The following is a 14,937-nucleotide window of genomic DNA, read 5'->3' as shown; positions in this document are numbered from 1 at the left end:
CAAAACAAAGAGCAGCAAAACAAAGAGCAGCAAAAAGATAAAGCAATTAAAGATCAGCAGACTCAAAATAAAAGTGAAAGTAAGGGTGAGACTCAGTCTGAAGCAGAACGAGAAAAACAATTGGCAAAAGAACAATGGTTGCGTTTGATTCCAGATGATCCGGAAGGATTAATGCGAGAACAATTCTTACGTGACCATTTACGAAGAGAACGTGGATGGTATCAATGAAAAAAATAATTCTTATTGGTCTATTTTATTTATTTTGTGCGTCAATCTATGCTGATGTACACGTACAACTTGATCCTTCTCAAATTAGTATTGATGATTCATTCAACTTGGTTATCACGCAAGATTCTTTACAAAATGGAGTCATACCTGATCTGACACCCTTGCAAAAGAATTTTGTGATTCTTGGTACGGAACGGCGTATGAATTATTCGATTATTAACGGACAAGCCCAATCATCAAGTGAATGGACTGTTACTTTAAAACCAAACAAAGAAGGAAAATTAACCATTCCAGCGATTAAAATAGGGAATGAATCGACGCAACCGACTGTAATTGAGGTAACCGCAAGTACAACTGCTCATAAGACCTCTCAAAGTAATTCTGACAATACCCCGAACCAAAATTTATATTTAACTGCGGAAATTAACAAAAATAATCCGTATGTGAATCAACAAATTACTTATAAGGTTACTTTATACAATTCCAAGCAACTGCTTAATGCAAATTACCAAGGTCCCCAAGTTGAAAATGCATTACTTTTTCCTTTGGGTGAGGAAAAGCGTTATCAAATCCAAAAAAATGATGTCACTTATCTTGTGGAAGAACAAAACTATGCCATTTTCCCTCAAAAAAGCGGACCTTTAAAAATAAAATCTCCTGTCTTTTCTGCTTTAGTTTATGATTTTAATCCAGAACGTGTCACTGCTCAGGACAAAACAATAAAAATTAACGTCCAACCAATACCCAAAGAATATTCAGGTAAAATATGGCTCCCCGCAAAGAAAGTAAAGCTCATGGAAGAATATGAAAATTCAAACCAAAAAATTGAACAAGGAAATACTTTAGTTCGAACTGTCATTTTAGAAGGGGTGGGTATTCCTGCGCAACTTCTACCTTCACTTAATTTTGCTGAACCAGATGGGATTAATGTTTACCCCGAAAAAACGAAAAATAAAAATAGGATTACTTTTGGTGAGTTGGTAGGTCGCACTGAAATCAAAGTGACATATTTATTCAACAAAGCAGGTAAAATCACAATTCCTGAACTCAAACTCCCCTGGTTTAATACCGAATCAGGAAAAGAAGAAATCACAACCTTACCTGCAAAAACATTCGAAGTGACTCCTGCAGTCAATGCGGCACCTTCGGTAAATGCGAGCACATTACAAGCCATTAAAAGTGAAAATAAAACCCAATCTTCCCATGAAATGAAAGAAAGCCCTACTACGGTAAAATGGGATTGGGCTTGGGCAGTTGCAGCATTGTTCGCTGCGGGTTGGATTATTACATTATTTTTATGGGGATGGCAAAAACGCAGTAAACATTCTGGAAAGACTTCTTATAAAACTGCATTAAACGACCTTCGCCAGGCATGCATTCAGAGTAACCCCCAACGCACACGGGATGCCTTAATCTTCTGGGCGCGCCTTTACTGGCCAGATGCCTCTATTCTAAATCTGACAGATATCACACGGCTTGCTACGGATTCTTCTTTTAAAAAACAAGTGCAGATTCTTTCTCAGGTTTTGTACAAAAACAAAGAAAGAATTCTTTGGCGAGGGGACGAACTTTGGCGCAGTGTGCAGCACATGAAAAAAAATAATACGATGAAACCACACTTTGAGGATGTATTACCTCCTATGAACCCCACTTATTGAATCAATCTTGGGCGAGATTCTAATCCAATCTTGAGACACCGCGGACCAGCCGCGGTGCGTAGACGATAGTATAGTTAAAAGTAAGGAAACTGTTGCTCAAGTAGCCTGGTTGCAAAGAACAAGGCTGTACTATAGGAACATACAAGTTGCACTCTAATTAATCTTCCACGACGTCCCGCGACTTGTTTGCAGCGATCCAAGAAATTATTTTCTAAATTTGGTTTCTTATTATGCTGCAAGTAAATCAATTTCTGCGAACCAGCTGGGTACGTAGGCAATGGTAAGGTTAAAAAGTAAGGAAACTATTGCTCAAGTAGCCTGGTTGCAAATATCCAAGCTCTACTATAGAAAAATAGTTTGCTGCACTCCACGACGTCCCGCGACTTGTTCGCAGCGATCCAAGAAATTATTTCTAAATTTGGTTCTTATTATAAATAAATCAATTTCTGCGAACCAGCTGGGTACGTAGGCAATGGTAAGGTTAAAAAGTAAGGAAACTATTGCTCAAGTAGCCTGGTTGCAAATATCCAAGCTCTACTATAGAAAAATATTTTGCTGCACTCCACGACGTCCCGCGACTTGTTCGCGGGATCCATTAAATGTATCTAAATCCACGTTATGTTATGAATATAAGGGAGTTGTTTTCTATTGCAATGTTGGATGCTCATCACCTTGAACAACAGGTTCATCAAGTACTTTTTGTGCCGTATCGGACGCTTCAGGTGGGCAATCTTGTTCGGGTTCGGTATTCATTAATTTCGTTTTAATGATTGGATCATCCGCAACAAGTTTTTCTAAGCGTTTTGCTGCTTTCATAATTTTATCTCTATCGTGGATTACACGCATGTCTGAAGTTACAAATTCAGTTTCAGTTTCTGTTTCTGTAAGTTCATCTTTCTTTCCTTCACCCTCACTGTCATCTTCATCCAATTTTGAAGTTTCATAAATTTTATTTTTTTTGAGTGATTTAAAGAAGGGTATGGCAACTCGGCCAATGACATAAGCAATGGCCAAGGAAGCTGAGGCTGCGATGATAAAGAGACCTACAGGAGGTAAAAAAATACTGACGGCAGCGCCTATAACGGTTAAGCATGCAAACAAAGTTCCAATGGTCCGATCTAAAACGGCTTTGGTTCCTAACTTCTCTAATTGTTGCTGACACTCTTCGCGAGAATCAAGCATTTCTTGCAATGCCTTTAATTTAACCCTGACTTCTTTCCTTGCATTTTTTACTTCTTCTTCTAAAGCTTTATATTCCTCTAGATTCACATCCTTCTTCAGCTTTTTTAATTTAAAATGTAATTCTTCTAGATGGTCAATGGACTCATTGGCATTGCTTGTCCCTAATATGATACTGTTTTCCAATAGTGCGAGCTGATCTATCAATGCATATCGTTTATAAAAAAGATTAGCCAGGGTAATCACACTTAATCCTAAAACACTTAATGAGGTCACCAATGCAATAATGGGCGCAGCCGGTGGAAAAGCAAATGCAGTGATGGTCAGCCCAAGAATCACAGCAGAATATAAAAAGCGTGCATTGCGCGATAAAGAGAACGGCACGTCTTGGTTGGTGATAAAGGCACCTAAATAAACGGCCGGAATGTATAAGAAATCAGAGATGCTCGTGATCAATTTAATGGCATGGAAACCCGTCCCCGCTGCCTCGGAAGCATGACTGACATGCCCTTCTATTTCCGCGATGTTGGTGAGGGCATCCCCAGATAATTCGACTGATTCCATCAATTTATTAAAAAAGGGAAGGGTTTTTAACAGAGAGAACAGGATGGACTTTTTGGAAGCTCTATTCCCTTTCATTTTTTTTAATTTCTTTCTTAACTCTTCAGGGGAAAAATCTTCCAGTTCAATTTCTTCTTCGATTTTATGAAAAAACATTTTTTAATCCTACTTATTCAGCCCTAAAATTATTATACCAACTTAATATTATTAAAAGATGAACACGCACTAAAAAGGCAGACCCCTGGTTTATCCATTTAATCTTTTTTTATAATATGAACGGTCCATAGGATCCGATTTAATACAAAAGTATGCAATCTCCTTCTTTCATATTGGGACAATTCATAAAAAAGTGTATAATTCCTCTTTTTGTTTCACAAATATTGCTCAGTCATGAATCTTGAAAAATTATATGATGTCATTGTTGTAGGCGGTGGACATGCGGGTACAGAAGCCGCTCTTGCAGCAGCACGAATGGGTGCGCAAACGTTACTTCTGACGCATAATATGGATTTACTCGGCCAAATGTCCTGTAATCCTGCGATAGGCGGGATAGGTAAAGGACATTTAGTCAAAGAAATTGATGCTTTAGATGGCGCAATGGCAAAAGCTACGGACAGAGCAGGAATTCAATTCCGGACACTGAATGCCTCTAAAGGTCCTGCAGTTCGTGCTACGCGAGCACAAGCTGACCGCGTACTTTACAGACAAGCAATTAGAGAACAATTACAAAACCAAGACAATCTGACTATTTTCCAGCAAGCTGTCGATGATTTGATCCTTGAAGGTGATAGGGTGAGCGCTGTTGTGACGCAAATGGGGCTCACTTTAAGAGCACGGGCTGTGGTACTCACAGTTGGTACTTTTTTGGGTGGAAAAATTCATGTTGGCATGAGTCAATATGCTGGTGGTCGTGCAGGAGATCCACCTTCTATTGCTTTGTCTAAGAGCTTACGTGATTTGGATTTACCTGTCGGCCGATTAAAGACAGGCACACCACCGCGAATTGATCGTCGCTCTTTAGATTTTAGCCAAATGACCGTGCAACCTGGCGATTTACCCATCCCTATCTTTTCTTATCTTGGAACAGCAAGCGATCATCCGCAACAAGTGCCATGCCACATCACGCATACCACTGAAGAAACTCACGAAATCATTCGTAATAATCTTCACAAATCACCCATGTATGCGGGTGTAATCGAAGGAATAGGACCGCGATATTGTCCGTCCATTGAAGATAAGATTGTCCGTTTTGCTGATAAATTATCTCATCAAATTTTTGTTGAGCCTGAAGGACTCACTTCTGAAGAAATCTATCCTAATGGTATTTCCACGAGTCTTCCCTTTGAAGTTCAAGTGCAATTTGTACGAACAATTAAAGGATTTGAGAATGCGCACATCACCAGACCTGGCTATGCCATAGAATATGATTATTTTGATCCCCGGGGACTCACCTCGTTTTTGCAAACCAAGCCTATTCCTAACTTATTTTTCGCAGGGCAAATTAATGGAACAACAGGTTATGAAGAAGCTGCTGCACAAGGAATTATTGCGGGCTTGAATGCTGCTCTGCTAATTCAAGAAAAGGAGCTTTGGTGTCCACGCCGCGATGAAGCCTATATCGGGGTATTAATTGATGATTTGATAACTTGTGGGACTCAAGAACCTTATCGGATGTTCACCTCACGCGCTGAATATCGATTGTTATTGCGTGAGGATAATGCAGATTTACGCTTAACTGCGAAAGGCAAAGAGTTAGGCATTGTTGGTGAAGCACGTTGGAAACATTTTGCTCAAAAACGAGAAGCCATAGAATCAACTCAATCACTTTTAAATAATACTTGGGTACGTGTAGGCCACAATGAAATGTTTAAAGACATTTTGAATAATCCAATGGCCCACGACAACAGAGCCTCAGAATTTTTAAAACGTCCTGAAATTAATTATCAGCATTTACTGATGCTGGATGACTTGGGATTGCCTGAATTGCCAGATGAAGTCAGTGAGCAAATTGAAATTCAAAATAAATATGCCGGATATATTGAGCGACAACAACTTGATATAGAAAAGATGCGCAAACATGAGAATACCGCCTTGCCTGAATCATTGAACTATCATGAAGTCACTGGCTTGTCTAATGAAGTGATTCAAAAACTAACCAAGATTAGACCCGCTACACTTGCCCAAGCAGGACGTATATCGGGAGTAACGCCTGCTGCCCTGTCTCTATTGTTAGTACATATGAAAAAACAGCGAATTGAAGTATGAAGGAACACATAGAACACATTCAGTTTCTTCTTAAAGAAAGCTTAAACAAACTCGGATTGGATGCGTTAAATCCTGGTTTATCTGAATATTTATGTTTACTCAATAAGTGGAATTTAGCATACAATCTTACGGCAATTCGTGATCTTGATACTATGGTTAGCAAACATATTTTAGATAGCCTGGCGATAATACCCTGGTTGAAAGGCACGCAAATTATCGATGTAGGAACGGGTGCAGGTTTACCGGGAATCCCTCTGGCACTGGCAAAACCAGATACCAATTTTGTTTTACTGGATTCGAATGGTAAAAAAATACGTTTTCTCAAAGAAGTTAAAAGACAACTCAATATTAAAAACTTAGAAATTGTTCAATTACGAGTCGAGAACTACCACCCAACACAAGGTTTTGATACAGTATTAAGTCGAGCTTTTAGTAGCCTGGAACAAATGATTCAATGGACGCAACATCTTATTGCTGATAAAGGTATTTGGTTGGCAATGAAAGGCCGCTGTCCTGATGCAGAATTGAATGAGATAAAACAGCACTATAAAATAGAGCGTTATGAAGTCGCAGGTATTGAAGGTGAACGTTGTTGCATCATTATTGAGAACGAATCAGGAAAAAGTGATTAACCTCTAAAAATTTGTTAACATTTGGTTAGCTTGAGCCAAAATATGCCTGATTTCAAATGTCTAAGGACAGCATACTGATGCGGATTAAAACCCAGTATAAAGATGGCAGTTTTGAAGATATTAGAAAAAAATTCTGGATGTTTCATTACAAATCCAGGTGTAACCAAGGAATAAATCATGGCAAAAGTTATAGCCATTGCCAATCAAAAAGGCGGCGTAGGAAAAACGACTACAGCGATTAACTTAGCTGCTTCTTTGGCAGCGAATCGACAACAGGTTTTGCTCATTGACTTAGATCCTCAGGGTAATGCCACCATGGGCAGCGGAGTGGATAAAAGTCAGTTAGTCCATACAACCAATGATGTTTTGCTCCATGACTGCCTTGCAGAGCAAGCATGCCTTGCCACAGCTGGTGGGTACGATTTAATTCCTGGTAACGATGATTTGACTGTGGCTGAAGTAAGTCTCATGGAACGCAATCACCGAGAAACTTTTCTTTATAAGGCATTGCAGCCCATCCAAAATAAATATGATTTTCTTTTAATCGATTGTCCTCCGACCTTAAACACTTTAACGATTAATGCTTTTGTTGCGGCTGACTCTGTTCTTATCCCGATGCAATGCGAATACTACGCCCTTGAAGGCTTAGCTGCGCTGCTTTCGACTATCGAACAGGTCAAAGCCTCAGTAAACCCTCGACTTCATCTTGAGGGTCTTTTGCGAACCATGTACGATGCGCGTAATCGTTTGTGTTCCGAAGTTTCAAAACAATTAATGGAGCATTTTCCAACAAAGGTTTATCGTACTGTCGTACCGCGAAATGTTCGTCTTGCTGAAGCGCCTAGCCATGGACTTCCAGCCTTACATTACGATAAAACATCACCTGGCGCTGCAGCCTACATGGTTCTTGCATCTGAGCTGATTAATAAACAAACTGTTGCATGTTAAGAGGGGTAATTTATGACTATAAAACGTAGCAGTTTAGGGCGTAACTTATCCGCTTTATTAAGCCAATCCAATAACACGCTTTTAAATGAAAAACCACAAATCGAAAGCTTGAAGCTTGCCGTTGATTGTTTGCAGCCTGGTAAATACCAACCCCGAGGTGAAATGGAAGAAGCGCCCTTAATGGAGCTGGCGCAATCCATCAAGAAGCAGGGTTTGTTGCAACCTCTTTTAGTACGTGAATTGAGTGATGGCCGCTATGAAATCATTGCAGGCGAGCGCCGCTGGCGGGCAAGTCAGCTCGCTGGGCTAACCGAAGTCCCAGTGATTTTAAAGCAAGTCGATGATGAAACAGCCATGGCTATGGCTTTGGTTGAAAATTTACAACGGGAAGACTTAAATGCCATGGATCAAGCGCGTGCAATGCATAGGCTTACCCATGAGTTTTCACTAACCCACCAACAAGTCGCAGATCTATTATGTAAGTCCCGAACTGCTGTAAGCAATTACCTGCGGTTACTGGCTCTTGCCAATGGGGTCAAGAAATTATTGGAGCATGGTGACCTGGATATGGGGCATGCGCGTGCCTTATTGATGTTGGAAGAAGAACAACAAAATCAAGTGGCTCAAATTATTGTGGCCAAAAACTTGTCGGTACGTGAAACAGAAAAGCTGGTTGAGCGGGTTAAGTTAGGTAAAACCAAAGAGCAGTTCCCAGATTTTGACATTTCACTATATCAAGATCAGTTAAAAAATCTCTCACAGCATTTACGCACCGCCATTAAGCTCAAACCGGGTAAATCAGGTAAAGGCTCACTGGTGATTAGTTATGATAATGAAGAAAGATTACAACGGATTATTGAGCAGTTAACTGAGGCATCTTAATTCCTAGTTCAAAGGATCACTTCAGATCACCTACTTTTATCATGTAAAAAATATATCTTCATAGATTAATGGGGTATTCACAATAAATCTATCTCTAGACAGAAATTTTAAACAGCAAATACGATTCATGATAATCGTTTTGAATAAAGCATAGGATGGAGTGTGTAGCCCCAAATCATTTGAATTTTTTGTTGGGTCAAAATAGACCCAACTCTTATCAGTAACAGGAAGGAAAATTCCCGCTCGAGCAGGAATAAATTTTTGGATCTAGGCTAAGCTACTCATTGAAAATTCCTTTTATAACCAGTAAACGAATACAAACAAGAATAACCAAACTACGTCCACAAAGTGCCAATACCAGGCCACACCTTCAAAAGCAAAATGTCTTTCAGGGGTAAAATGTCCTAACTTGCACCGTACGGTGATAACTATCAACATAATCGTACCCAAGGTGACGTGTAAGCCGTGAAACCCTGTTAGCATGAAAAACGTAGTGCCATAGATACCAGCCGATAAGGTTAAGTTCATCTCTGTATATGCTTCATGGTACTCATAACTTTGCAAGGCTAAGAAAGTAACCCCCAAAGCAATTGTTAAAATCATACCAATCATCAGCTGCTTCTGCTTTCTTAATTTTAAAGCCCAATGAGCCCAGGTAATTGTGACACCGGAGGTTAATAAGATGAGCGTATTTATTGCTGCCAATCCCCAAGCACCCATGGCCTCATGAGCTCCGGCAAAAATACGATTATCAGGGTTTACCAAGATAGGCCAAGATGAATTAAAATCAGGCCACAAAGTAAAATGGGTAATGGGATGAACTTCTCCACCTAAAAGAGGCACAGACCAAAGCCGGCTGTAAAAAAGCGCACCAAAAAAAGCACCGAAAAAACAGACTTCGGAGAAAATAAACCAGCACATTCCCCAGCGGAACGATCTATCGACCTGCTCGTCATATACACCTTTGGAATTTTCATAAATTACCTGACCAAACCAGCCAAATAACATAAAAATCATAATTGCCATACCTATAGTGAAAATATAAGGTCCGTACCAATCGTGATGAAGCCACGATGCTGCACCGACGAGTGTGGTAGTTAACCCACAGGATGCAACCAAAGGCCAATGGCTTGGCTTAGGGATATAATAAGTACCATGTGCTCCCATTGTATTCTAATCTCCTGTTACAATAAGCTCTGTTATATTTTACCTGTTTTATCAAACTGAACTAGATTTTTGTATGCTGATACGCATCTTACTTAGAAGATCTTGCGCACCTCTCCCAAAAACAGCTCAATTTTCAACCAAATCCGATAAATGATTACAGATCAAAATCTATACCAATACGCACTCGAATAAATCGTGATTTTTATTAAATTATCGTGAACTGACATTTAATTATTCATAGATATCCGAGTTAATTACCAGTTTATAGTTATCAAAAAATACTATGCATTTTATCCTTTATCTGTTACATCAAATAAAGTATAAGACAAAGTCACGGTATGTACTCTTTCTGGTAAATCTGTATCCAGATGAAATAAAAGAGGCATATTCATTGCCTCATGCCCATTTAATGTTTGTCGCGCAAAGCAAAAACATTCAGTTTTTTTCAGATATTTCGCAGCAATTCCCGGTGTCACGCTCGGTATCGCCTGGACTGTCATCGGATGATCTGTCTTATTTTCAGCATAAAATGCTAATTTTGCGATTTCACCCGGATGAATTTTGATCTTGCGTACTTTTGGATAAAATGCCCAGGGAACACCACTGTTGTTTGTTGAAACAAACTCTACTGTTATTTCTCTATTTTGGTCAATTTTAGCTTTAGTTACATCGTAAGCAATCGCTTCAGGATTGGTTTTTCCATTAATACCCAAGGTTTTGCATATGCTGTTGTAAATAGGTACTAAGGCAAATCCAAAGGCAAACATCCCCAGGACAAGACTGCTTAATATAACAATTAACTTACGATGCCCATTTGGCTTTTCCATACAACGTGCCTATTAATCTAATTTGGGTGGAGTAGTAAACGTATGGTACGGAGGTGGCGAGGGTAAAGTCCACTCTAAACCATACGCGCCTTCCCACGATCTTCCCGCAGCGATATCACGAGCAGTACCTCTTTTTCTTATGGTGGCAATGATGTTGATTAAAAACAGGAGTTGTGTGAAACCAAAAATAAACGCACCAATAGTAGAGACCATATTGAAATTAGCAAATTGCAATGCGTAATCAGGTATTCTTCGAGGCATGCCTGCCAAACCCAAAAAGTGCATCGGGAAAAAAGCAATATTTACGGAAATTACGGAGAGCCAAAAATGCCATTTGCCCAATAATTCGTTATACATATGCCCAGTCCATTTTGGAAGCCAGTAATATGTTGCAGAAAACAGTGCAAAAATAACACCGGGTACAAGAACGTAATGGAAATGAGCGACCACAAAGTAACTGTCTTGGTATTGGAAATCTGCAGGAACCAGCGCCAGCATTAATCCAGTAAAGCCACCGATAGTAAATAGAAATACAAATGCTAAGGCAAATAACATTGGGGTTTCAAAAGTCATAGAACCACGAAACATGGTACTAACCCAGTTAAATACTTTAATACCAGTTGGAACTGCAATGAGCATTGTAGTGTACATAAAAAATAGTTCCGCACCCAGAGGAATACCCGAGGTAAACATATGGTGTGCCCAAACTATAAATGACAATCCGGCGATACTCGCAGTAGCATAAACCATAAAATAATAACCAAATAATGGCTTACGGCTAAACGTAGGGATTACTTCAGATATTACCCCGAATGCTGGTAACACAAGAACATATACTTCAGGGTGGCCAAAGAACCAGAAAACATGTTGAAAGAGAATAGGATCACCACCACCGGCTGCACTAAAGAAGCTGGTACCAAAATGACGATCGGCTAACATCATAGTGACCGCACCCGCCAGAACAGGCATGATGGCAATCAATAAGAATGCAGTAATCAACCAGGTCCAAACGAACATCGGCATTTTCATCAAAGTCATGCCAGGGGCGCGTAGATTTAAAATCGTGGCAATAATGTTAATTGATCCCATAATGGAAGAGAGACCCATCATGTGAATTGAGAAGATCATAAAATCGGTACTGGGCGGAGCATACGTGGTAGACAAAGGGGCATACATAGTCCAACCAAAGTTTGGCCCCCCTCCTGCATGAAAAGTTGTTGAGAGCAGCAAGGTAAATGCAAAAGGCAAAATCCAGAAACTCCAGTTATTCAAGCGAGGTAAAGCCATATCTGGAGCACCTATCATCATAGGAATTTGCCAATTCGCCATCCCTGTAAAAGCAGGCATTACGACACCAAAAAGCATGATTAACCCATGCAGTGTCGTCATTTGGTTAAAGAAGTTTGGATCAACAAAACGGTGCCCTGGTTGGAATAATTCAGCACGAATAATTAGCGCCATACCCCCTGCCAAAAAGAAGCTGATCATGGCAAGCCATAAATACAGGGTACCTATATCCTTGTGGTTTGTAGTAAACAACCAGCGTTTAATAAATCCTAAGACGCCTCTGCCTTGTTCAGGACCATGATCATCATGTTGTTCATCGTGTGCTAATGTATAACCGCTCATTGCAAACCTCCAGCTTTTACTTTATTAACCATGGTTGGTTGTTGATTCATTTTCTGACGTTGTGTCGCAACATCTGCAGCTTGGATTATATCATTGGTATTATTTTCCCAAGCATTACGCTCATATGTGGCAATTGCAGCAATTTCATCATCGGTAAGTTGATCTTTGTAAGGCTGCATTGCCGAACCAGGAATACCATTAAGGATAATATCGATATGACGTGAAATAGGATTCCCTGTTGCTACAGAGCTTCCTTTGAGCGCCGGATACATCGGTGGTATACCCCGGCCATTCGATTGGTGGCAGGGAGAGCAAAACTGCTCGTATCTTTGTTTTCCAAGGTTGAAGAGCTCATCTCGGGTCATTGTCTTCTGTGCTGCAACATTTGCCTCTAATTGATTGTATTGATCTTGGTTTTTAGATTGTGTTGCAACCCACTTATCAAAATCAGGCTGATTGACGGCTTGGACTACTATGGGCATAAACCCATGGTTCACACCACAAAGTTCCGCGCATTGTCCTCTATAGGTTCCTGGCTTTTCTATGGTTGCCCAGGCTTCGTACATAAAACCAGGTATTGCATCCCGTTTGATTCCTAATTCTGGAACCCACCAGGAATGGACCACATCATTTGAAGTCACTAAAAAACGAATTTTCTTATGGGTTGGAACTACTAATGGTTTATCAACCTCGAGTAAGTACCATTCACTCTTTTTTTGTTTGTTTTGAATTTGCTCAAAAGGTGTGGATAAGGTACTAAAAAAGCTAATACCCTGATCCAGATATTCATACTGCCACCGCCATTGGTAACCCACCACCTTAATGGTGAGCTCAGATTCTCTTGTATCGTCCATACGAATCAAAACCCGGGTAGCTGGAATAGCCAGACCGACAAGGATAAGGAATGGAATAATAGACCAAACGATTTCCAACCGGGGATTATCATGAAATGAAGCTGGCTTATAGCCCCTGGACTTTCGATGATGGATCATCGAATAGATCATGACGCCAAAAACAACGACCCCGATAATGGCACAAACGACCATACATACCATGTGCAGGTAATATGCGTCTTTACTGATAGGGGTAACCCCTTTATACATATTTAATTGCCAAAAATCCGCTCCAGCAAATATTGGCTGGCTCGCAATCCAGGCACCTAGTATTGTTAATAATCTACAGATATTTAACCTGTTTAACATCCCCATTCCTCGTCTTGTCTAGAAAGCCAGGTTAGCCTGGCTTTCCTATATTTTTATTCAATTTTTTATTTCCTCAAAAGCTGAGGAGTTTATTATCACTAAAACACTACCATAATGAGTAGTTTCCTTCAGTTTTAGATTTACTGACTATATATTTCACTGCTTCAATGACTTCGTTTGTAGTACATTGGTTACAACCTCCGTTTTTCGGATGATTTTTACCATGGACTGTGTTCTCAATTAATACATCCATATTTTTGGCAATCAGGGGTTTCCATGCTGCTTGATCGCCAATTTTAGGTGCACCATTTTTACCATCGTTATGGCAAACTGCACAATGCTCGTTATAAATCGATTCTCCGTTAGCTGGGTACTTCGCTGCACCCCCATTTTTCAGATCAATAAGTTCTGTGCGGGTTAACGATTCATTTAATATGTAATCCACTGCAGAAATAATGTCGTTATCCGAACAGGTGACACAAGCACCTTTTACGGGCATTGAGTTATATCCCTTAATTGCATGGTGATATAAACCAGTAAGCCCACTGCTTTTTAATCGCTCATACCAGCCTGCTGCATTTCCTAATAAGGGGGCTGTCATGAAGCCATCCTGGTGACAAATAACGCATGCTGTGTAATACACCTGCTTTCCACGATCCAGGGAAGGAGGGTCATTTGATGGAGGCAGCCCCAAGGGTTCTTCACTGACGACTGTTTTAAGGTATATCGCCATAGCCATCCTGTCTTCATCAGTAAGATACATCAAGCTGTTGTGATTTACCTCAGCCATAGGCCCTGCCACAGGCCCTGCGTTATTTATCAGCTGATTTAATTTAAATACATCAGCGACTTGCTGGTGGGTGGCCGATTCCAAACCATATTTGGTGATGTTGGGAGCCCAAAAGTTATCAATAAAACCACCGGTTAAATAGTATTTATTTTTTGGGGCGCCGAATGGATTTAAGGGGGTATGGCACATGCTGCAATGCCCTAATCCATCAACAATGTATTTTCCACGATTCCACTCAGGAGACTGGTTTTTATTATATTTAATTTCATTCTCTTCAGGGAAGAAGAATAATAAGTTCCAACCCCAAAGCGTAAACCTTGCTCCTGGAACATTAAAAGGAAAAGGCAATGATTTATTTTCTAATTTAACTGGCGGTAAACTCATAAAGTACGCATATAAAGCACGCGCATCATCATCGGTAATTTTAGAAAAATAAACATAAGGAAATACGGGGAAATAATTTCTGCCTTTGGGATCGCGACCATCTTTTAGTGCACGAATGAAATCCTTTTCTGTCCAGTTACCAATACCCGTTTCTTTATCTGGAGTAATGTTCGGGCTATAAAAGGTACCAAAAGGGGTCGCTATAGGTAACCCGCCTGCATAAGCTGGAGTACCTGCTTTAACATTGGTATGGCAAGAAATGCAATCGCCCATTTTTGCCAAATATTCACCCCGTTGAATTAAATTTTGTTGTTCACCCGTGGCTGGCGTAGTCGGTGGATATACTGGATAAAATCCATCATGTAATTGTAATTTCTCTGAAACAGGTGCAGGTACAGTAGCAGTTTCTGCATATGCAAATTGACCTGTCATGCCAAGCATCGTCATAGTAGCGATAACGATTAGCTTTCTTACTAACAAAGAGCCCACGCCCCCTCCTATTTGTTCTTATTTTGTACGCTTCTCTTGCGGAGACAGAATAATCGACGCATTTTATACTCCACAATGCATAAGTTGCAATGTTAT

11 protein-coding genes and 1 pseudogene are annotated in these 14,937 nt (G+C 40.1%); 6 read left to right on the top strand and 6 right to left on the bottom strand.

The genetic code is table 11. The annotated features are described in order from the left end of the window. Together BU07_RS17755 and BU07_RS0113760 are read left to right on the top strand one after the other, a co-directional pair. Positions 1–228: pseudogene (locus BU07_RS17755) on the top strand (tetratricopeptide repeat protein); the annotation flags it as partial. Beyond that, positions 225–1,886: a BatD family protein gene (locus BU07_RS0113760; protein ID WP_031566967.1), complete on the top strand. Its 1,662-nt coding sequence runs from the start codon at positions 225–227 to the stop codon at positions 1,884–1,886. The pseudogene BU07_RS17755 and the gene BU07_RS0113760, both read left to right, overlap by 4 nt. Positions 1,887–2,531: 645 nt before the next feature. Here BU07_RS0113760 and BU07_RS0113755 read toward each other — a convergent pair. Further along, positions 2,532–3,782: a hypothetical protein gene (locus tag BU07_RS0113755; protein WP_031566965.1), complete on the bottom strand. Its 1,251-nt coding sequence runs from the start codon at positions 3,780–3,782 to the stop codon at positions 2,532–2,534. Positions 3,783–4,016: 234 nt separating this feature from the next. Here BU07_RS0113755 and mnmG point away from each other — a divergent pair, with 234 nt between their 5' ends. The 4 genes from mnmG (at position 4,017) to BU07_RS0113735 (ending at position 8,353) form a co-directional block, all read left to right on the top strand. Continuing rightward, entirely contained in the window at positions 4,017–5,891 is a 1,875-nt protein-coding gene (gene mnmG / locus BU07_RS0113750) for a tRNA uridine-5-carboxymethylaminomethyl(34) synthesis enzyme MnmG (RefSeq protein ID WP_031566963.1), read from the top strand. After that, positions 5,888–6,523, top strand: coding sequence for a 16S rRNA (guanine(527)-N(7))-methyltransferase RsmG (gene rsmG / locus BU07_RS0113745; protein WP_031566961.1), 636 nt, complete (start codon positions 5,888–5,890; stop codon positions 6,521–6,523). Before mnmG ends, rsmG begins: the two co-directional genes overlap by 4 nt. A 177-nt stretch (positions 6,524–6,700) precedes the next feature. After that, entirely contained in the window at positions 6,701–7,471 is a 771-nt protein-coding gene (locus tag BU07_RS0113740; protein ID WP_031566960.1) for a ParA family protein, read from the top strand. 12 nt (positions 7,472–7,483) lie between these two features. After that, complete coding sequence (locus BU07_RS0113735) at positions 7,484–8,353, top strand: ParB/RepB/Spo0J family partition protein (protein WP_031566958.1); 870 nt, start codon at positions 7,484–7,486, stop codon at positions 8,351–8,353. 297 nt (positions 8,354–8,650) lie between these two features. Here BU07_RS0113735 and BU07_RS0113730 read toward each other — a convergent pair whose 3' ends face one another. The 5 genes from BU07_RS0113730 to BU07_RS0113710 form a co-directional block, all read right to left on the bottom strand. Then, entirely contained in the window at positions 8,651–9,520 is an 870-nt protein-coding gene (locus tag BU07_RS0113730) for a cytochrome c oxidase subunit 3 (RefSeq protein WP_031566956.1), read from the bottom strand. Positions 9,521–9,810: 290 nt separating this feature from the next. Next, complete coding sequence (locus BU07_RS0113725; protein WP_031566954.1) at positions 9,811–10,347, bottom strand: cytochrome c oxidase assembly protein; 537 nt, start codon at positions 10,345–10,347, stop codon at positions 9,811–9,813. Between the two features lie 12 nt (positions 10,348–10,359). Further along, positions 10,360–11,976: a cytochrome c oxidase subunit I gene (gene ctaD, locus BU07_RS0113720; RefSeq protein ID WP_031566952.1), complete on the bottom strand. Its 1,617-nt coding sequence runs from the start codon at positions 11,974–11,976 to the stop codon at positions 10,360–10,362. Continuing rightward, a complete protein-coding gene (gene coxB, locus BU07_RS0113715; RefSeq protein WP_031566949.1) occupies positions 11,973–13,178 on the bottom strand; it encodes a cytochrome c oxidase subunit II in 1,206 nt (401 codons plus the stop codon). Before coxB ends, ctaD begins: the two co-directional genes overlap by 4 nt. 106 nt (positions 13,179–13,284) lie before the next feature. Next, entirely contained in the window at positions 13,285–14,841 is a 1,557-nt protein-coding gene (locus BU07_RS0113710; protein ID WP_031566947.1) for a c-type cytochrome, read from the bottom strand. Between the last annotated feature and the right edge of the window lie 96 nt (positions 14,842–14,937).

Source organism: Legionella wadsworthii DSM 21896 = ATCC 33877 (genome assembly GCF_000701265.1).
Lineage (GTDB): Bacteria > Pseudomonadota > Gammaproteobacteria > Legionellales > Legionellaceae > Legionella > Legionella wadsworthii.
Note: the sequence above shows the minus strand (reverse complement) of the source record. Positions and strands in the feature narration are given on the sequence as shown.